This is a genomic window from Caproicibacter sp. (assembly GCF_046707225.1).
Lineage (GTDB): Bacteria > Bacillota > Clostridia > Oscillospirales > Acutalibacteraceae > Caproicibacter.
Genome location: NZ_JBJKOP010000016.1, coordinates 1 through 19,032 on the forward strand (window position 1 = coordinate 1; position 19,032 = coordinate 19,032).

Consider the following 19,032-nt stretch of genomic DNA (forward strand, 5'->3'; position numbering starts at 1 on the left):
AGCCCCTGTAACGGAACGGATTTGCTTGGGCAACTTCTTCATAGCCGTTCTCATAGGTGGTGCTGAGCGGCTTGCCCCAGGCGTCATAGGTGTATTCGGCTACCAGGTTGACATTGCTGTCAACGATGCCGGTCACGTCGCACTGCACATTTTTTGTGTAGTAATAGGCTGTGTCGTTGTAGGTAAACCCGACTAAAGTCCTGTTGCTGTCATACAAAAACCACAGCACGTCGCTGTCGGTTTGCTGGGCGATGACCGTGCTGCCGTCCAGGAAATACGTTGTCTTTGTCCCGTTCACCAGTTTTCCGGTTCGGATCCCGTTGCTGTCGTATGTATATTCCACAGTATATTCTAAATTCTGACTGCTGACAATGGTAATTTTTAACTGCCGGCCCTCCCATGTAAAGCTCATGCTGTCCCGGTAGGTAAGCATCATTTTAGTACTATTTCCACGTTTCATCGAACAAAAAACTGCCGCAAGACGATGTTTTAAATCGCTTTACAGCAGCCTCTTTTATTGAATTATAAAATCTCTTTAAAAAAATCTAATGGATACAACAACCACTATAATACAAATTACTATCACTATTCCACCGATCAAGAATAGTTTACGTAAAAGCGGGTCTCTCAATGCTTTGGGTAATCCATCCTTAAGAGCAAGAAATAGAATAGGCATGAAAGTTATTATTTCAAATATATAAATTATATGTTCCAAATATAAAAAAATATGAAATTCTTTTAATGTTTCACCCAATAACATTAATAAAAGCGAAACTGCTGCTAAAGCAAAAGCTAAATTATACGAGATACTATAATTCCTATGATATTTTATTACAGTATATAACATTGTTATAAAACCAAGTGCAAGCAATCCTCCCAAAACAGGATAGGGCAAATAGGTAGGTATATACATTAAAAGAACTCCCCGATTAATTCAAATACTCTTCTTTGATCTTTTCACTGCCTTGTGCTATGAGGTATCCAACGCCCAAAGTAAGTCCGAAAACCACTAATTCCGGTAAAGCTGCTGTACCAATTGCTGCTCCAATAAGGAAAGAAGTTACAAACGCCCCAGTATCAATGCCAATAGCCGCTTCGAGGTTTCCACCAGAATAAGATTGTGCATCGCTATAAATGTCGCCAGCCAGGAGACCCAATGATAAAACGCCAGCCTTTGATATTTTTTGGGCCGCCTTGATTGCCGGGGCACTGCTCTTGGGAACGGTAACTCTTACATGCGTATTTCGTGCATTTACTAACGTCGATGGTTTCCAATATGATTCTGTGGTTTTAACTGCGGCTGCGGCTTTTTCTGCTGCTGTATCAATCCCCGATACCACCGCATTTCCCACAAGAGCACCTGTAACGCTTGATGCAACCCAAGTCTTAATAGACGATGCGGTTGTGCCGACCCAATTGGAAACCTTTGTTGCAGTTGAACCTACCCAGCTAGAAATTGTTGATGCGGTATTGCTGATCCAGTTCCCAATCTCTTTCCAGAACAGACCGCCAACATCGGAACGGTTTACAGGATTATTGCCACAGTATACAAATAAATTATAGTCCCTGATGTCCTGGTTTGCCCCGATCTGCGCGTCCGCATTCAGAAATCTCCCGGTCTGCGGGTCATAATATCGGCTGCTCAGGCAATACAGTCCGGTTTCGGAATCGTAGTAGTAGCCCCTGTAACGGAACGGATTTGCTTGGGCAACTTCTTCATAGCCGTTCTCATAGGTGGTGCTGAGCGGCTTGCCCCAGGCGTCATAGGTGTATTCGGCTACCAGGTTGACATTGCTGTCAACAATTCCGGTCACGTCGCCCTGCACGTTTTTCGTGTAATAATAGGCTGTGTCGTTGTAGGTAAACCCGACTAAAGTCCTGTCGCTGTCGTACAAAAACCACAGCACATCGCTGTCGGTCTGCTGAGCAATGATCGTGCTGCCGTCCAGGAAATACGTTGTCTTTGTTCCGTTTACCAGTTTGCCGGTCCGGATCCCGTTGCTGTCGTATGTATATTCCACAGTATATTCTAAATTCTGACTGCTGACAATGGTAATTTTTAACTGACGGCCCTCCCATGTAAAGCTCATGCCGTCCCGGTAGGTAAGCGGGTTCCCGATGGCGTCGTAGGTGATGCTTTGCCCATCATAGCCGGTCAGCAGGTCCTTCCAGTTCGTATTGCCGTAAGAATAAACCACGCTGTCCGTTTCTGTTCCCAGCGTGCCTGTTGTGTAGGCGTAGGTTGTGACCTGCGTGATATTCCCGCCGACATCGTAGGTATAGACCGTGCTGACGCCGGCCTTCTGGTCGTCCGCGCGCACAAGCTGGTTTAGCTGATCATAGACATAAGTGGTTACATTTCCGTCGATATCCGTCGTCGAGCTGATATTGCCGTTGTCGTCATAGATATAGTGATACTGGGACAGCGTGCTGTTATTGTCACCGATTCTTCTGTAGTTGTAATATGTGTCCACCAGGGTCGTGGTTTTGGCGTCCAGAACATTGACAAAGCTGCGTTCCGCACGGAAAGTGGGGTCCTGCAGCGGAGTCGGATTGAGATCCGTATGAAATTCGCGGTTCAAATTGTCATACGCATGGGTGACCTCCCCGCGCGACAGCAGATACGTATTATGCTTGCGATAATCCACGCCGTAGTCGGCGGTCGCGGTTCTGGGCTGATTGGCAAAGTTGTAAACATACTTTATCGGCCGGTTCATGTTGTCATAGGTATACCGTATTTCACTGCCATCCGGATTGGATTTCTTGATCATGCGGTCGCCGATATCATAAAAATACTTTGTTAACCGATACGCGCCATTGTTATATTCGGTGATTTGCGCTAAATTGCCGCGCGCATCGTAAAGGTACTGATACGTGATGGTGTTATTTTTCCATAGCCGGATGACACGGTCATAGGAATCATAATCATACCCCAGTCTGAACCCGTTTCCGTAGTCGGAAGACTGCAGGTTTCCGTTGCCCGGGGCAAAGGTATTGGTGATCAGATTTTGCGTTCCGACGTTGATTGCCGTGGTATTGCCATAGCCGTCGCGCTGAAATGTATAGGCAAACCCATTGTGTGTAATTTGACTCAGCCGGTCCGCCGCATCGTATTCATAAGCTGCTTCAACCGTCCCCGCACTGCTCTGCGCGCTGACCCCCGTCAAAAGATTGTTTGACGTGTTGTAGGAATAATACGTTGTGTTCCCCTTTGGGTCCGTCACCGAATTGGTCAGACCCGTGACGGAATCTACGTTATAGGTTGTCGTTTTATCCCGTTGGTCGGAGACGGAAGTGAGATAATTTCCGTCCGGGCTATAGTTTTGTAATGTTTCCAAGTAGGGGAAATCATAATAAACATAGCCTTCTTCACCAATGCTCCCCATAGATGTATTTGTTGGGTTTCCGTAACTATCATAAAGATAATAGAATCCAATTCCGGTCTCTGCGGAACGGGCCGAAACCAATCTGTGCGGATTTTTCGTGGAGCTGTTGCTGTCATCGGAATCGTAGAAGTAAATATAACCTTGATCGAAGTTTGCGGCGCTATTTTTAATACTTGCGGTTCTGAGTTCCTGCGCATCCGTGTATGTGTATATTTTTGTGTTTTTCGCGTTTTGTTTCGATGTAATCAGTTTTCCGTTGCTGTTATAAGCAAAAGTGGTTCCCGTTTCGTCCATATTCATCTGTAAGAATTTAAAGGTTGCTTCGTTTGCGTTTTTATAGTAAATAATGTAAAAGCTCGCCCTCGCTATGGTCTTGTTACTATTCTCCTGGGAAGCGGCAATCGGGCCGCTTGTAAATTGTTCTCCGTTCGTATCAGGATTGAACGGTACGACAACATACTGTGAACTTCCGTCCGTGAAAAACAACCCGACATCGATCGCATAGAAGCGCCCGTCCCTGCCGGTCGGCACGGAGCTTCCCGTTGACTTTGCCGATACAATAAAGGCAATGCTGTTAGCCTCTTTATTGATGTCTATTTCCTGATAAAAACCTTTGTCCCGGGTCGGGTCGCCGCCGATTCTCACATTGCCGGCCACCATACCGTCGCCGGAAGTGAAATTCATAGGTACCCAGCTTACAGGAAGATTGTCTTCCGTCAGGCGAAACTCTCCGTTTTCCAGCAGATTATAAATATTGGCGATACTGCCCACCTCAAGCTGAAAGCAGTCAAACCAGGCTGTGCCGTTTGAATAGAGCAGACCGCCGTAGACCTCCACACGAGTTGTGTTTTCAAAAACGGTAAACGTGAGGGAAGTCCTCTGCCAGTCATAGCTTCCGAAAAATCCTTCTCCGTCATAAACGCCGAGACTGGTGCTTCCGTTAAAACAGGCAACATAAATACCGGCGCCTTTACTTTGGTCGGTTGTTTTCCTCACCTGATCTGTTTTCACATAGGCCGAAAGCGTATAAACTGTACCAGGAGTCAGGTTCGTCAGACTCTGGACCGCGCCGCTGCGCTGGGGATTTTCCTGACTTTGTGTGATCCTGAGAGACTTCTTTCCTAAGTAAGACACCGTATCGTCTACACTGAAAACGCCGCCAGGCGATCCCCAATTGGAGCCGGTCCAGGTTCCGTCCTCTTTTTCCGCGTTGTGGTCCAGCAGCAGATTGTTGACCGGGACGCTTGTCGCCGCCTGCGCCGTGATCTTATTTGCCTCAGCAGTCTTTACGGATTCATCCTTATACTCATAGGTCGCCGCCGAACCGTCCATTTTTACAATGCTTGTTGTCCGTCCAAGCCTGTCAAAGGTATAGGTTTCCTTCTGTGCCTGCGCATCGGTCTGCCCGGCTTTATAATACTTAAAGGTCGTAGTGTTATCCGCATTGTAAGCAAAGGTGACTTTGTTACCGATGTCTCCCGCAGCGGAATATTCCGCCGCTTCGTTGACCCGGTTTTTCACCATGGGATCGCTGCTGTCATAGTAACTGTATAGCATATACGTGCCGTCAACATTGGTTATTTTCTGGAGTTGGTTACTGGAATCATAAGAAAAGCCGATTGTCTTTCCGTCAGGGTGATTTATGGAGCTTAGATTTCCACCTGTGTAATTCAATTTTGTTTCTTTTCCATCAGGACCTGTTACCTTCGTGACCGCCCCTGAAGGCGAATATTCAACGTGGGTGATTCTACCTGCTCCGTCAGTAATTTGATTCATAAATGACCCATAATACGCAAGCGTAAGATAGTTTTCTTCACTATCATAAATCCGGTATAAATAGCCACTGCTGGTAAATGCCTTTTTTGAGCCGTCCGTATATTGTATGGTATAATATTCGTTTCCTGCTCCGCCGGATGTAATGACAAGACCAAGCCCATCCTCATCAATGATTCTTGCGGAGTTATTGGGGTCTACCTTAAAATAGTGTTCGGTTCCGTCCTCATCCAAGTAGACAAATCTATATCCGTTTTGGGCAAGGAGTTTAAATTTCGCCTTTTCAATATCGTTTGTCCCAGCTGTTTCACTGACAGGGTCGACACGCTGACTGAGATTACTTTGCCAGCCCCAGCCGTAAATATCTCCTTTTAGCCCATCCTTAAAATGCGTACCGGATCGGAAATTGTTGTAGGTGATGAAGAAGTCTAACGGTACTCGTTCGCCGGTCGTGCTCATAATCGGAGTGGTAAATACCAGATTGCCGGAATAATCGTTGACGTATCCGGTGCCCGCCCGGCCCACCGATTGCCTGTGATAACTCCAATTATCTTCCAGCCCAGCGTTATTGGTAAAATAAATAGCAACTGTCGGATAGACATTTGTTTGATCCGGGTAATTGGATGTATAGTAAACATTTCACCGCTACCACAGGTGCCACAGTATATCCGAAAGATAAAGTAATCCCTGTGCCGGGCCGCATAAGCACATTGTCAACACTCTCTTCGAGCAGGGACAAACCTAATTTTTCAACATTTCCTCGCCGCTGTTTTCCTGCATTTTTTAACCGGCGAAAACCTGCAAAATCAGATCGGCGTTGGCATAGCGCCGCCTCCCTTTTTTGAAAAGTGTCTTTGCATGTATATGCGGCTTTTTTTCAAAATGTGCCCGCTTTTTCCGCTCTTTTTGTCGTGGTTTGTCCGTTCCTATCGCAGCCTGTCCCGCCCTGTCGCGGTCCGCCGCCCGCGTGTCCTCCTGCCAGATGCCCGAAAATCTCCGGGATTTTCCGCGCAGACAGCCTGTACGCTTTTTGAAAAAAGCTGACTCTTTGAAAAAACAGCCTGTCAGGCCTGTTTTTCAAAATGAACAGAGCCCCGAAGCGTCAGCGTTTCGGGGCAATTCTGATATTTTTGAATTCGCGCGTGTCGCACGCGAAGGCCTGCCGCGCTGTCCGCAAGGCAAGGCGGCAGAGATTCAACCGCCCCCCTGGGGTCAGCGGCGTCTGTTTTCAGCCGCGATGGTAATCGCGGAGTGGCAGGACTTGCAAAGCGACATGAGGTTCGACTCTTCATGGGTGCCGCCTTCGGCGATTGGCTTGATGTGGTGGACTTCCTCGGCGGGGACATAGCGTCCGGCCTTGAGGCACCGCTCGCACAAAGGGTGCTTCGAGAGATACAGGGCGCGGATGGTTTTCCAGCGCCGTCCGTAGATCTTATTGGAATCGGGGTCGCGGCGGTATCGGTTGTACTCACGGTTTGCCTGCGAAGCGTGAGCTTCGCAGTACCTGCCGTCGGTCAGGTTCGGGCAGCCGGGGAAGGCGCAGGGTTTCTTCGGCTTATGGGGCATAAGGACACACCTCCGGGTGAAAATGGGGACAGGCACGGACGGATCAGAAGGACTTTAAGCGGGAATATTAATTCCTTTTATTGAGTTTGAGCATATTTTTTCTCTGGTGCGTTCATACGCAAAGAATGCGCGGACTCCGTTCGGTACGTTCGGGTGGTGGCAAAATCTGAATAAAATCCATCCACGGGTATATTCGGTGTCCGTTCGCGGTGCGTTCGGGATGAGCCGTCACTCTGAAAGTCGGATGCCGACCCAGACATGCCTTCGGGTGACGGTATCCCGCCCACGGCACAGCCCCTGTATCGCTTCCAATTCACGGTTGAAACGGATTTGCGAGACAGGCTTCAGCGCGTTTGCGGAACAGTATTCCTGATAGGCCGAAAACAGATCTTCGCTTATAATGGGTGGTTGTTCAACAGATTTATAATTTTGGGTAGCACGAGAGAAAAGAGAAATTTTATAGGTGGGATGCAGGTTTCGGCGTTTCAAATTGATTCTGTTTACATTAGCAGAGTCTCCACCCTACGAAATTGAAAGAAATTTGTCGAAGAAAAAATCCAGTATTCACGCGGCTTCCCGGGCTCGTTTCTAATAAGCGTGCCCGGATACATAGGAACGGGAGATTCCAAGCCTTTGCGCGACCTCCCTCTGAGTCAGCGGTTCAATGCCGTCCAGACCGTACCGCAACCGGATAATAGTTCTTTCACGGGGAGTGAGAACATTGTCTATGTATTTTTTCAGCTGTTCGGATTTCATCTTATAGTCCAGGTTGTCAATGATATTGTCCTCCGTTGCCATAATATCGATCAGCGTCAAGGTGTTGCCGTCTTTGTCCGTGTCGATCGGCTCGTTGATTGAAATATCCTGCGCGCTTTTTTTGGAAGAACGGAAATACATCAGCACTTCATTTTCAATACATCTTGCGGCATAGCTGGAAAGACGAATGCCCTTGGAACTGTCGAATGTGTTGACTGCCTTGATCAGCCCGATCGTTCCGATGGAAATCAGGTCATCCTGTTCGCTGGAGCTGGAGTAGTACTTTTTGATGATGTGGGCAACCAGCCGGAGGTTGTGTTCAATCAGTTTTGCTTTTGCTTTTTGATCCCCTTTCTTCATTTTTTCCAGGCAATCCTTTTCTTCCTGCGCTGTTAACGGACGGGGAAAAGAACCGGAGCCGGTAACGTGAAGCACAAGAAAAAGGAAGCCGGAAAATGCAAGCCCCAAAAATGCGCCAAACATGGTATTCGCCCCCTTGGAATCGTGTACAGACAGTATATGCGGGACGACCACGGATTGTTGCAAGTCCGTTTTGATCTTTCTGGAAACAGTTTGCCGCTCTATTGCCGGTACAACTGCGGAGCCGTTTTTCCGGAACCTTATTTTTTTACTAGTTGTAAGTTTTGCCGGAATCAGATACAATAAAAGATACTTAAAGGAGGGCAATTCACTTGGAAGAAATTAGGCAGAATAAAATGGGCGCCATGCCCGTTTTTCCCTTGATCATTTCTATGTCCGTTCCGGCAATCCTGTCCATGATGGTTCAGGCTTTATACAACATAGTCGACAGCTATTTTGTCGCGCAGATCAGCGAAAATGCGCTGACTGCCGTATCGCTGGTTTTTCCGGTCCAGACACTGCTCATCGCGCTTGCGGTGGGTACCGGAGTCGGACTGAATTCGCTGATTGCGCGCCGTCTGGGGGAAAACCGCAAAGAAGAGGCGGACCAGGCCGCAACGCACGGCCTGCTGCTGGGACTTGCGAACGGTCTGCTTTTTCTGTTTGTGGGCCTGTTTTTATCCGGGCCGTTTCTCCGCGCTTTTACTTCAGACCCCGAAATTGTCAGCATGGGGTCCGTATATATGAATATTGTCTGCGTATATTCTTTTGGGGCCTGTGTTGAGATCAATATTGAGAAAATACTGCAGGCGACCGGCAATATGGTGTTTCCGATGATTTTTCAGCTGGTTGGCGCTGTCAGCAATATGCTGCTGGACCCGGTCTTTATTTTCGGGCTGTTCGGTGTACCCGCATACGGCGTGAAAGGGGCGGCGATTGCGACCGTGATCGCGCAGATCCTTTCAATGTGCGTCGGTCTGCTGGTGCTGTTTTTTCGGGAGCATGAAGTCAGAATTGAATTTAGGTCGTTTCATGTCAGATGGAACGTCATCCGGAATATTTACGCGGTCGGGCTGCCCGCTATTGTGATGCAGTCCACCGGTTCCGCGATGGTGGTCGGCATGAATGCAATCCTGATCGGCTTTACCGAGACGGCGGTTGCGGTTTTCGGGGCATATTTTAAGCTGCAGTCGTTTGTCTTTATGCCGGTTTTCGGTTTAAATCAGGGGCTGATGCCCGTAATGGGGTATAACTACGGAGCAAAAAACAAGGGTCGATTGCTCAGCGCCGTCAGGATCGGCTGTATGATTGCGGCGGCCATCATGGCGGTTGGGGTGGCTGGATTCTGGCTGTTTACAGACAAGCTCCTGCTGATTTTCAACGCGTCCGACAGGATGCTTGAAATTGGAGTACCTGCGCTGCGCACCATATCGCTTTGCTTTTTGCCCGCTGCGTTTGGAATTGTCTTTTCCACGACTTTTCAGGCGGTTGGAGACGGAATCAAAAGCCTGATCATTTCGCTTCTGAGGCAGATCGGCGTGCTGTTACCCTGCGCTTTCCTTTTGTCTAAGATCGGGCTGGAAGCAGTATGGTATGCTTTTCCCATTGCGGAGGGGATTTCTCTGATGGCGAGCATACTGCTCTTTTTCCTTTTAAAACGGACGACTCTTCGTACGTTGGATTCATAACGCTTCCCAAAGAATGGTGGAAGTCTGTAGGAAAATCTGTTCCCTTCTTTCCGGATTTCATCCAGGAAGAGATTTTAAGCGAAAATCAGCGCCCATGAGCGAACCAAAATCAGATATAATGAAAAAAACGGAAAATATGGAAAGTGAAAGAAATGTTAATGACAAACAGAAAAGAAAAACTTTCACCTGCGCAGATTTTAGTTTCTCTGGACAGTGCTCAGGACAGCAACCTGACCGGACGCCTTTACAGCGGCTTTTACCGAAAGGTCTATAACTTTGACAGCGAAACCGAACTCCTCCTTGCAATGGATCGTCTGTGCGACAGCATGCAGTTTCCGCAGGCGTCGTTTAAAAGCCGGAGTTTTGAATCCAAGTACTCGAAAACGTTTGTCAGAAAGGTGGAGAACTTCATGGAATCGGAGATCGATACGGCATTACAGCAAGACAGGGCTACTTTTCTGGTGCACATTAAATTCCGGCAGAACGCTTCCTGGCAGGGCAGCATTACCTGGGTCGAAAAGGAAAAAACGAAGAATTTCCGCAGTGCGCTTGAAATGCTGAAACTCATGGATGAAGCGCGTCATCCGGCTGTTAAGGAAGTCGTCGACTGGGAAGAAACCACTTGACACTGCAAATGAACATTAAAAATAAACCTCCGCCGGCAAAGCCGGCGGAGGTTTATTTGAGCCATTTTTTCTCGAGTTCGGACATCATATTTTCATAAAGCTGTTCGCATTGCCGGGGCCGGTCCTTTTTCAGGGCGGAGAGGCAGGGCAGGAGATGCTTCCGATAGACCCGGTTCCATTCCGGCTTCGACCTGCCGGAGGCTTCCACTGCGCCGACGATGAAGGGGGCGAACAGGTAATATTCGCTGATCTTTGCCGTTCCCCCGGGGGAGTTTAGCAGGTATTCGTCGCGAAAACGGCGCAAGGTCCGCAGCTCTTCGCAGTCGTCACCTTTGCCGAGTTCGGTGCAGACGGCTGTCGTGATAAAACAGAGCTTGCTGCGGAATCCGCTCTGGATGGTGGAGAAGGTGGCTTTGCCGAGCGGCTTTTTATGGGAGGAATTCCACTTTTTCAGGAAAAGCTCCGCCAGCCGGTCCGCGGCGGGCGTGTTTAAATCGAGTATGGCGGGAATCGTGAGCGAAGTGATGCAAATGCGAAGATCGAACGCGTTTGCGGCTGTTTGCCGGATGGCTTTCTCTTTTTGTTCGAAGCCGTCGACCAGGGCGTCGGAGAAAAGCTCGGCGGCTTCTTCGCCGTAGGCCGCTTCTTCCTTCAGATAAGCCAGAAGAGCGGGGCGAACCGCATCCCGATAAGACGCAAACTTGCCGGGATAATTTTTCGCGTTCAGCCCGTCGAAGCGGATGACGGTGGAAAAGGTCTCCGGCGGAAGCAGCCGTACCGCTTCGCCCAGACGGACGGACGAGTCGGGCACGGAGTTCAGCTCAATCGGCTGCGCGCAGAACATGCAGACGATTTTATCGGCGTCTTCCGGAACCTGCAGCTCCCTGCCGCAGTGTGGGCAGCGCAAAGAGCGATAGCTCATGGGAAATCCTCCTGTCTGTGGCGGTTCATACGGCTTCCCGGTGGTCGTCCACATATTTTTTAATCAGCTGAAAGCTTTTTTCGCTGATGATGTGCTCAATCCGACAGGAATCCTGAACCGCCGTTTCATGGTCGACGCCAAGCGTCAGTTCCAGAAATTTGGCGATCAGAGTATGCCGTTCATAGACCGCGGCGGCCTTTTGCGTGCCGGATTCGGTCAATACAAGGTTTCCGTTCTGTTCCATGACAAGAAGACCGGCCTCTTTCAAAATGCTCATGGCACGGCTGACACTGGCTTTGGTAAAGCCCAGTTCGTTGGCGACGTCGATCGAGCGGACAAATCCGTTTCGGTTTTTTAAAATCAGAATGGTTTCAAGGTAATTTTCTCCCGATTCCTGTATTCTCAATCCAGACCCTCCCGTTCATGGAATCGTATGGCTCATTATATCATTCCACAGACTAAATAACAAGTGCGGCGGGAAACGGATTCTTGACAGACGGCCCCGCGGAGCCTATACTTTTTTTATTATTGATAAATGGGAAGCGATTGAGACATGCAGAAAATTCAGGACAGAATAGCGGCGCTGCGGGAGCAGATGAATCAAAACGGCCTTTCGGCATATATTATTCCATCTTCTGACCCGCATATGGGGGAATATGTGCCGGATTTCTGGCAGGCGCGAAAATATTTTTCCGGTTTCACGGGTTCGGCGGGAACCCTGGCGGTTCTGAGCGGGCGCTGCGGGCTTTGGACGGACGGCAGATATTTTATTCAGGCGGAACGCCAGCTTGCCGGCAGCGGAATCGAATTATTCCGCATGGGCGTCGGCGGCGTGCCGACCTATCCGGAATTTCTTTTGGAAACTCTTCAAAAGGGCGACACGGTCGGTTTTGACGGGCGGATGCTCTCGGCTTCGGACGTGGAATCCATGAAAGATAAGTTTGCCGCAAAGGGGATTCAGGTCCGCTCCGCAGACCTGATTACTCCGTTGTGGAAGAATCGGCCGCTCCCTCCTGCAACGGAGGTTTACCTGCACGGCGAGGAGTACGCGGGCCTTTCCTGCGCGCAGAAGCTGGAGCAGGTCCGCACGGGATTGAAGAAAGAAGGGGCTGACGGACAGATTTATTCAAAACTGGAGTGCGTCGCGTGGCTTTGCAATCTTCGTGCGTCCGATATCGAATATAATCCGATGGCGGTGTCGTACGCCGCCGTTTTTCAGGACAGCGCGGTCCTTTTCATCGACTCGTCCCGTTTTCAGCCGGGTGTGTCGGCATACCTGGAACACAACGGGGTAACCGTTCGGCCTTATAACGAAATCGAGCCGTACTTGGAAAAGATCGACGGACAGAAAACCGTGCGGGTCGATCCGGACTGCATCAATTATGAACTTTTCCATATCCTAAAGGAAAATCCAAGCTGCCGGATTCAGAAGGGCTCCGACCTTGTCATAAGCTTGAAAGCGGTAAAAAACCGAACGGAGAGAGAGAATTTCAGAATCGCGCATATCCGCGACGGCTGTGCCATGGCGGAGTTCTGCACCGACCTGGAAAAAAGGCTGGAGCAGGGCGAGACGGTCACCGAATGCACGGTTTGCGACCTCCTGCGGGACGCGAGAACTCACCAGACGCATAACAAAGGGGAAAGCTTCGCGACCATCGCCGCTTACGAGGAGAACGCCGCCATGATGCACTATTCGCCGAAGCAGGAAACCTGTAAAACGCTGCAAAAAAGAGGTTTGCTGCTGATTGACAGCGGCGGGCAGTATTTGGAGGGAACGACCGATATTACCCGTACGTTCGCCCTGGGACCTGTGACAGAGGAAGAAAAGAGGCACTACACCTGGGTGCTGAAGGCCCACATCGCTCTCGCTTCGGCCGTATTCCTGGAGGGGACAACGGGCGGGGGCATCGACATGGTTTGCCGCGGCCAGATTCAAAAACACGGCATTGACTACCGCTGCGGCACTGGGCACGGAGTCGGAATGTTCGGCGGGGTACACGAGGGCCCGCAGAGCATCCGGCCGAAGAACGACGTCGTTCTGAAAAGCGGCATGAATATTACCAATGAGCCGGGTATTTACGAAGAGGGAAAGCATGGGATCCGCACGGAAAACCTGATGCTGGTCACCGATGGGATGGAAAACGAGTACGGCCGCTTTCTGCGGTTTGAAATCCTGACCTGTTTCCCGATCGACACAGCCCCCATTCTGCCGGAGCTGCTGACAAAGGATGAAATTTCGTGGCTTGACGAGTACCACAGCCGCGTCTATCACCTGCTTTCTCCATTGCTGGGCGGAGAAACGCTCGAATGGCTGAAACGGAAAACACGTCCGCTGAATCGTCAGGTTTCGTAAATTTTCGTATTCGGCATATTGTAGGAAGGAAGATCTTCCCTTATAATGGATGAGGCGGCTGTAAAAGCAAGGCGGCCGTCGAATTGAAAAGGGGGGACTTCCCATGAAATATGGATATTTTGACGAGGCCGGCAGGGAATATGTCATTACCAGACCGGATACGCCGGAGCCTTGGGCCAACTATCTGGGTTCGCCCGAATACGGGGCGATCATTTCCAATCAGGCCGGCGGCTACAGCTTTGTCCGCTCGGGAGCAAACGGCAGGCTGCTGCGGTACCGTTTCAACTCCGTCCCGGCCGATCAGGCGGGGCGGTACATTTATGTCCGCGACCGTGAGAGCGGGGACTACTGGTCCGGCTCCTGGCAGCCCGTCGGCAAGCCTCTGGATTTATACCGGAGCGAGTGCCGTCATGGGCTTTCCTATACCGTGATTTCATCGTCTTACTCCGGTATTTCGACCGAAACGCTTTATCTGGTTCCGCTGGGCAAAACTTACGAGGTATGGCGGCTGAAAATCCGGAATGAAGGCGACCGGAAGAGAACAGTTTCCGTGTTCGGCTGCGCGGAGTTTACAAACGACAGCAATTATGAACAGGATGCCGTCAATTTGCAATACACGCAGTTTGTTACCCGCACATGCTTTCACCGGAACCGCGTTCTTCAGCTGCACAACGAATTCTGCCGCAGAAATGCGGACGGGTCAAATGGGGAGGAACGCTTTTTCGGCCTCTCGGGCGCACCGGTATCCTCCTGGTGCGGCGACCGGGAAGAATTCATCGGGCCTTACAGAAGCTATGAGAATCCGATCGCGGTGGAGCGCGGCGACTGCGGAAACGTTCCGAATTACGGCGGAAATTCCGCCGGCGTGCTGCAGGCCGATCTGGATTTGGAACCCGGGGAGGAAAGGCAGCTCTGCTTTGTTCTGGGGGTTCACCCGGATGCCGAAGCCGAAAAGATTCTGTCAGAGTATGAAGATCCCCACTGCATCGAGACGCAGTGGGAGGAGCTGAAGGATTTTTGGGAGGAAAAGCTCTGCCGCTTTTCCGTACATACTCCGGATGAGAATTTCAATCATATGGTCAACACCTGGAACGCCTATCAGTGTTTTATCACGTTTATCTGGTCGCGGGCCGCGTCTTTTACTTACTGCGGACTTCGCAACGGCCTTGGCTTCCGCGATACCGTCCAGGACATTCAGGGAATTCTCCATCTGGTGCCGGAGATGGCGCTCGAGCGCATCCGTTTCATGTTTTCAGGGCAGACGTTCTTTGGGGCGGGTCTGCCTCTCATCGGGTTTCATCATGAGCCCGGTCATGTGAAGCTTCCGGGCGAACCGGGCTATGATTACGACCCGTACCGCGCGGACGACGCTTTATGGCTGTTTCCCACGGTTGCCCAGTATATCGGCGAGAGCGGGAACATCCGGTTTCTTGACGAAGTGATTCCGTTTGCGGACCACGGCGAAGCGGATGTTTATGAGCACCTTCGGCGGGCGGTAAGGTTCAGTCTGGAGCACAGCGGGGCACATGGTTTGCCGGTCGGCCTGTACGCGGATTGGAACGACTGCCTGCGGATGGGTGAACAGGGAGAGTCTGTGTTTGTCGCGTTTCAGCTTTACCAGGCGATGCAGATTCTTCTTGATTTTGCGCGGATCAGGAACGACCTCGATACCGTGTCGGAGCTTGAGGAACAGTCCCGGAAGCTGCGGAAGACCCTGAACGATGTGTGCTGGCAGGGGGACCGCTATCTGCGCGGAATCCGCGAAAGCGGGGAGATGGTCGGTTCCCGGGATGACCCCGAGGCCAATCTGTGGCTGAACCCGCAGTCCTGGTCGGTCATCAGCGGCTGTGCGGACGAAGAACGGGCGCAGAATGCTCTTGAAACGGTGCATCTAAGGCTGAACACGGAATACGGGGCCGTGATTATGGACCCGCCATACCGCGAGCACGCGTTTGACGGCGCGCGGATGCAGTTGTTTCTGCCCTCCATCAAGGAAAACGGTTCGGTGTTTTCGCAAGCCCAGGGATGGCTGATTCTTGCCGAGTCCCTGATGGGTCACGGAAACCGGGCGTATGAGTACTATCGGGAATGCAGCCCCGCCGAACAAAACGACCGGGCGGAAATCCGCCGCCTGGAGCCGTATGTTCACGGCCAGTTTGTCGAGGGGCCCCAAAGCCCTCACAAGGGCAGGGCGCATGTGCATTGGCTGACCGGCACGGCTTCCACCGTCATGGTCGCCTGCGTCCGCGGAATTCTGGGGATTCGTCCCACGGCGGAAGGCGTTCTAATCCAGCCGTCTGTTCCGTCGGATTGGAAAGAATTCACCATTGATAAATTTTATCGGGGAAAACGGCTGCATATCACGGTGAAAAATCCGAACGGCGCGCAAGGGGGGCCGGTTCGGATCGCGTTGAACGGTGAAACGCTTCCCGACAGTCTGGTGCCGTTCGGTCAGCTGGAGAATGAAAACGAGCTGGTCGTTACAATGCCGGGCGTGGAGCCCACTAAATAAACAGGGCAAAACAAAAACCTTCCGCCGATTCAAGCGGAAGGTTTTTTTATTAAGGATTCGGCCGGTCAGCCCGAAAATGAATCATGAACCGCGCGGCTGCTCAATATGGTTGAACAGGGCGATCTGATTGATCGGGTGAGGGGGAATCAAAATGCGCAAGCACCGCCGCGTCGGGTTTCTCTCCGTCTGTCTGCTGATTCCGGCCGTTGCGCTGGTTCCGGCAGCCGGGTGCGGTCAAAACACGCTGCATGTCACCACGGACGCCGTGGAAACGCGTGCCCAGTGGGAAGCGGAGATGATTTTGCCGGTGGAAAATATTCAGCAAATGCCGGAACAGCCGTCCGGGTGCGAGATCACTTCAACGACAATTGTCCTGAATTACATCGGCTGCGAAATCACCAAGACGGAGCTTGCGGATTATTTTCAGATCGGCGGCCTGCCCCGCCGTTCGGGCGGCGTCGTGGTTGGGCCGGACCCATGGAAAAAATTTGCGGGCAGTCCGGCTGAAGATGGATACGGATGTTTCGCTCCGGTCGTCACACAGGCGGCGAACCGCTATTTTTCCTCCGAAAGGCTCAGCCGCCGGGCGGTGAATCTGAGCGGGACAAAGGCCGGAGACCTGTTCGATTACATAGACAGGGGAATCCCCGTCATCGTCTGGGCGACCATTTCTATGAAAGAGCCGTATGAGGGCGACGGATGGTATCTGGAGGGGACGAAGGAGTACTTTCGCTGGCCCGCGCGCGAACACTGTCTTGTCCTGATCGGGCATTCGGGGAACGACGCGGTGTTCAGCGACCCGCTTGATCCCCGGGGCACGGTGCGCTACGATTTTTCCCTGTTTGAAGCGCGTTACCGGCAGCTTTTCTGCCAGGCGGTGGTTTTGGAGTAAAAGAAAGTTTACAGCAGCCGCGTTTCGTTGATGATCAATTCAAACTGCAGCCCCAGATACTGCGCCGCCTGGCGGCAAAGCACCATGCGGGTCATGAAAATTTCAAAATACTCCATAACGGGGCAGATGCTGGTGTCAATGGTAATGTTCAGAGTCACGGTCTTTCGCTCGGCGTCGATTTCCGTTGCGGCGTGTTCGACGGCGTAATTGACGCGGTCGTGGATATCCGCCGTGACGGTCTCGCGGTCGCGCACACGGGTCCGGCGGACATCCCCCTTGTCGGACAGGATCAGCGCCGCCGCGATCGGGCTGACCGCCGCGGCCGTTCCCTCGTCGTGGTTGCCGATCGCGGCCGAAATCAGGGCGACTTCTTCCGGCGGCATATTCATCCGGTTCAGAATGTTAAAGGCCATCAGCGCGCCGCTGTGGGCGTGGTTGTACCGGTTTACCACATTCCCGATGTCGTGCATGTAGCCGGCGATGCGCGCCAGTTCGCAGGTGCGGTCGTCGAAGCCGAGCTGCTCCAGAATGTTCCCGGCATAATTTGCGGACCTCTTTGCGTGGGGAAACCCATGCTCCGTAAATCCGATTTCCCCAAGGTTTCTGTTTCCGGTTTCAATATAGGCCTTGATTTCATCATTTTTTAAAATTTCCTCAAACGTGATATGCGTATATTTCGGCATTCATTTCCTCCGTCAGGCCGTCAGCATCCGGTACATCGCTTCCAGACAGATCTGGGCGTGAATCATAAACCGGTCGATGTCGATGCTCTCGTTGGTGTTATGCAGCCGGCGGTCCGGCTCATCCGGGAAGAACGGGCCGAACGCGACCGCGTTGCCTTTCATGGCGCGCGCATAGGTGCCGCCGCCCGTAGCGTAAAGCTCCGCCGATTTTCCCGTGATGCAGGCGTACGAATCCTGTAGGATGGAAATCAGTTTGCTGTCACCCGGAAGGTACAGCGGCTTGCCGTCTTCCAGCAACTCGGCGGAAAGTCCCGCTTCCTCCGCGCGGCGGCTGATTTCACTGAAAATCGGGCCGCCGTGGGATGTGACGGGATAGCGGATGTCGATTCCGGCCTTTGCCTGTCCGTTCTCCAGCCGAAGAATCCCCAGATTCAGCGTGAGCGGACCGGACTGCTCGTCGCTTTGCTGCACGCCGATGCCGGAGCCGTCGTAACAAAAGCCGATGCTCCGATCGAGGAAGGAGCAGAAACCGCCGAGCTCCGCGGGTGAAAACACGGACGAGAGCAGACGAATCAGAGCGGCCGCGGCGTTAAAGCCGGCCTGCGGCTGCATGGCATGCGCGGCCTTTCCCTTCGACACGACCTGAATTCCGTCGGGAACGGATTCGAACGTAAATTCCCCCTGTGCTGTTTTCGCGGCTTCTTTCAGCGCGTCCGCGGACTGACCGGAGCAGGACAGGACGGCACGGGCGTGATCGGGAACGGCATTGTAAACGACGCCGGCTTCCAATTCTCTGATGACCGGCGGCTGCTTCTCTTTGGAAAGAAGATCCAGCCGGAGAAGGCCCTTCTCACGGTTGCAGATTCCGTAGTCGGAGTCCGGCGTAAAACCCATGACGGGCATTTCTTCCTTCTGAAAGTAATAGCGCAGGTCCTCCATGCCGGTTTCTTCCCCGGAACCGAATATGACGCGAAGGCGGCGGTTTCCTTTGACCCCGGCGTCCTTCAGCGCCTTCAGACAGTAAAGAGCGACCACGGCCGCGCCTTTGTCATCGGCGGCGCCCCGCCCGAAGTACAGGTTTCCTTTTCTGGTCAGGGTGAACGGGTCGCTGTCCCATCCCTCTCCGGCGGGAACAACGTCGACATGGGCGGCCACCGCGGCAACTTCGTTTCCGGAACCGTACTCCGCGTGACCCGCGTAGTTATCCACATTTTTTACGGCTAAGCCCATTTTCTGCGCTTTGCCGAGAACCGTGGCAAGCGCCCTTGCCGGTTCTTGGCCGAACGGTTTGCCCTGCAGCGCTTCTCCGCGAACGGAGGGCACCGCAATCAGGTCGGCAAGGTCTTTCAGAATCTCATCCCGATATTTCAAGATCTCTGTTCCAAATACCACTGAAATCATCCTCCTAACATCATTATCCACTTTATTATATCACAGGGAACGGATAAAAAAAGCATGTTTTGGTTAAGGGCGAAAAAACAGTCTGTGAAAAAGAAGCCCGGACTGGGGGATGTC

Annotated in this window: 13 protein-coding genes and 1 pseudogene; 5 read left to right on the top strand and 9 right to left on the bottom strand. The window is 51.8% G+C overall.

Annotation, left to right across the window (positions count from 1 at the left end):
- The 5 genes and pseudogenes from ACLQ3M_RS02560 to sigK form a co-directional block, all read right to left on the bottom strand.
- A pseudogene (locus tag ACLQ3M_RS02560) lies at nt 1-460 on the bottom strand (hypothetical protein); the annotation flags it as partial.
- A 75-nt stretch (nt 461-535) separates the two neighbouring features.
- A complete protein-coding gene (locus tag ACLQ3M_RS02565) occupies nt 536-913 on the bottom strand; it encodes a hypothetical protein (RefSeq protein ID WP_411676148.1) in 378 nt (125 codons plus the stop codon).
- A gap of 16 nt (nt 914-929) precedes the next feature.
- Complete coding sequence (locus ACLQ3M_RS02570) at nt 930-5,684, bottom strand: RHS repeat-associated core domain-containing protein (RefSeq protein WP_411676149.1); 4,755 nt, start codon at nt 5,682-5,684, stop codon at nt 930-932.
- Nucleotides 5,685-6,371: 687 nt separating this feature from the next.
- Nucleotides 6,372-6,725, bottom strand: a complete 354-nt coding sequence (locus tag ACLQ3M_RS02575; RefSeq protein WP_411676150.1) for an HNH endonuclease — start codon at nt 6,723-6,725, stop codon at nt 6,372-6,374.
- Between the two features lie 588 nt (nt 6,726-7,313).
- A complete protein-coding gene (gene sigK, locus ACLQ3M_RS02580) occupies nt 7,314-7,964 on the bottom strand; it encodes an RNA polymerase sporulation sigma factor SigK (protein WP_411676151.1) in 651 nt (216 codons plus the stop codon).
- A gap of 209 nt (nt 7,965-8,173) precedes the next feature.
- Between sigK and ACLQ3M_RS02585 the strand changes: the two genes are divergently transcribed.
- Nucleotides 8,174-9,529, top strand: a complete 1,356-nt coding sequence (locus tag ACLQ3M_RS02585) for an MATE family efflux transporter (protein WP_411676152.1) — start codon at nt 8,174-8,176, stop codon at nt 9,527-9,529.
- A 158-nt stretch (nt 9,530-9,687) separates the two neighbouring features.
- Nucleotides 9,688-10,155 (top strand): hypothetical protein, encoded by a 468-nt coding sequence (locus ACLQ3M_RS02590; RefSeq protein WP_411676153.1) that lies wholly within the window; start codon nt 9,688-9,690, stop codon nt 10,153-10,155.
- 52 nt (nt 10,156-10,207) lie between these two features.
- Here the strand turns inward: ACLQ3M_RS02590 and ACLQ3M_RS02595 are convergent, their stop codons facing one another.
- Both ACLQ3M_RS02595 and ACLQ3M_RS02600 read right to left on the bottom strand, forming a co-directional pair.
- Entirely contained in the window at nt 10,208-11,077 is an 870-nt protein-coding gene (locus ACLQ3M_RS02595; protein WP_411676154.1) for a CFI-box-CTERM domain-containing protein, read from the bottom strand.
- Nucleotides 11,078-11,102: 25 nt separating this feature from the next.
- Nucleotides 11,103-11,483 (bottom strand): metal-dependent transcriptional regulator, encoded by a 381-nt coding sequence (locus tag ACLQ3M_RS02600; protein WP_411676155.1) that lies wholly within the window; start codon nt 11,481-11,483, stop codon nt 11,103-11,105.
- A 147-nt stretch (nt 11,484-11,630) separates the two neighbouring features.
- Here ACLQ3M_RS02600 and ACLQ3M_RS02605 point away from each other — a divergent pair, with 147 nt between their 5' ends.
- The 3 genes from ACLQ3M_RS02605 (at nt 11,631) to ACLQ3M_RS02615 (ending at nt 16,834) form a co-directional block, all read left to right on the top strand.
- Entirely contained in the window at nt 11,631-13,430 is a 1,800-nt protein-coding gene (locus ACLQ3M_RS02605) for an aminopeptidase P family protein (protein WP_411676156.1), read from the top strand.
- Between the two features lie 103 nt (nt 13,431-13,533).
- Complete coding sequence (locus ACLQ3M_RS02610; RefSeq protein ID WP_411676157.1) at nt 13,534-15,942, top strand: GH36-type glycosyl hydrolase domain-containing protein; 2,409 nt, start codon at nt 13,534-13,536, stop codon at nt 15,940-15,942.
- Between the two features lie 151 nt (nt 15,943-16,093).
- Nucleotides 16,094-16,834, top strand: a complete 741-nt coding sequence (locus ACLQ3M_RS02615; RefSeq protein ID WP_411676158.1) for a C39 family peptidase — start codon at nt 16,094-16,096, stop codon at nt 16,832-16,834.
- An 8-nt stretch (nt 16,835-16,842) separates the two neighbouring features.
- Here the strand turns inward: ACLQ3M_RS02615 and ACLQ3M_RS02620 are convergent, their stop codons facing one another.
- Entirely contained in the window at nt 16,843-17,517 is a 675-nt protein-coding gene (locus ACLQ3M_RS02620) for an HD domain-containing protein (RefSeq protein WP_411676159.1), read from the bottom strand.
- 12 nt (nt 17,518-17,529) lie between these two features.
- Nucleotides 17,530-18,909, bottom strand: a complete 1,380-nt coding sequence (locus ACLQ3M_RS02625; protein ID WP_411676160.1) for a Sapep family Mn(2+)-dependent dipeptidase — start codon at nt 18,907-18,909, stop codon at nt 17,530-17,532.
- Nucleotides 18,910-19,032 lie beyond the last annotated feature (123 nt).

Bases quoted from the DNA above. Each gene is read 5' to 3' on its own strand.
- ACLQ3M_RS02565 (WP_411676148.1), bottom strand. From the start codon at position 913: ATGTATATACCTACCTATTTGCCCTATCCTGTTTTGGGAGGATTGCTT.
- ACLQ3M_RS02575 (WP_411676150.1), bottom strand. From the start codon at position 6,725: ATGCCCCATAAGCCGAAGAAACCCTGCGCCTTCCCCGGCTGCCCGAAC.
- sigK (WP_411676151.1), bottom strand. From the start codon at position 7,964: ATGTTTGGCGCATTTTTGGGGCTTGCATTTTCCGGCTTCCTTTTTCTT.
- ACLQ3M_RS02590 (WP_411676153.1), top strand. From the start codon at position 9,688: ATGACAAACAGAAAAGAAAAACTTTCACCTGCGCAGATTTTAGTTTCT.
- ACLQ3M_RS02595 (WP_411676154.1), bottom strand. From the start codon at position 11,077: ATGAGCTATCGCTCTTTGCGCTGCCCACACTGCGGCAGGGAGCTGCAG.
- ACLQ3M_RS02605 (WP_411676156.1), top strand. From the start codon at position 11,631: ATGCAGAAAATTCAGGACAGAATAGCGGCGCTGCGGGAGCAGATGAAT.
- ACLQ3M_RS02610 (WP_411676157.1), top strand. From the start codon at position 13,534: ATGAAATATGGATATTTTGACGAGGCCGGCAGGGAATATGTCATTACC.
- ACLQ3M_RS02615 (WP_411676158.1), top strand. From the start codon at position 16,094: ATGCGCAAGCACCGCCGCGTCGGGTTTCTCTCCGTCTGTCTGCTGATT.
- ACLQ3M_RS02620 (WP_411676159.1), bottom strand. From the start codon at position 17,517: ATGCCGAAATATACGCATATCACGTTTGAGGAAATTTTAAAAAATGAT.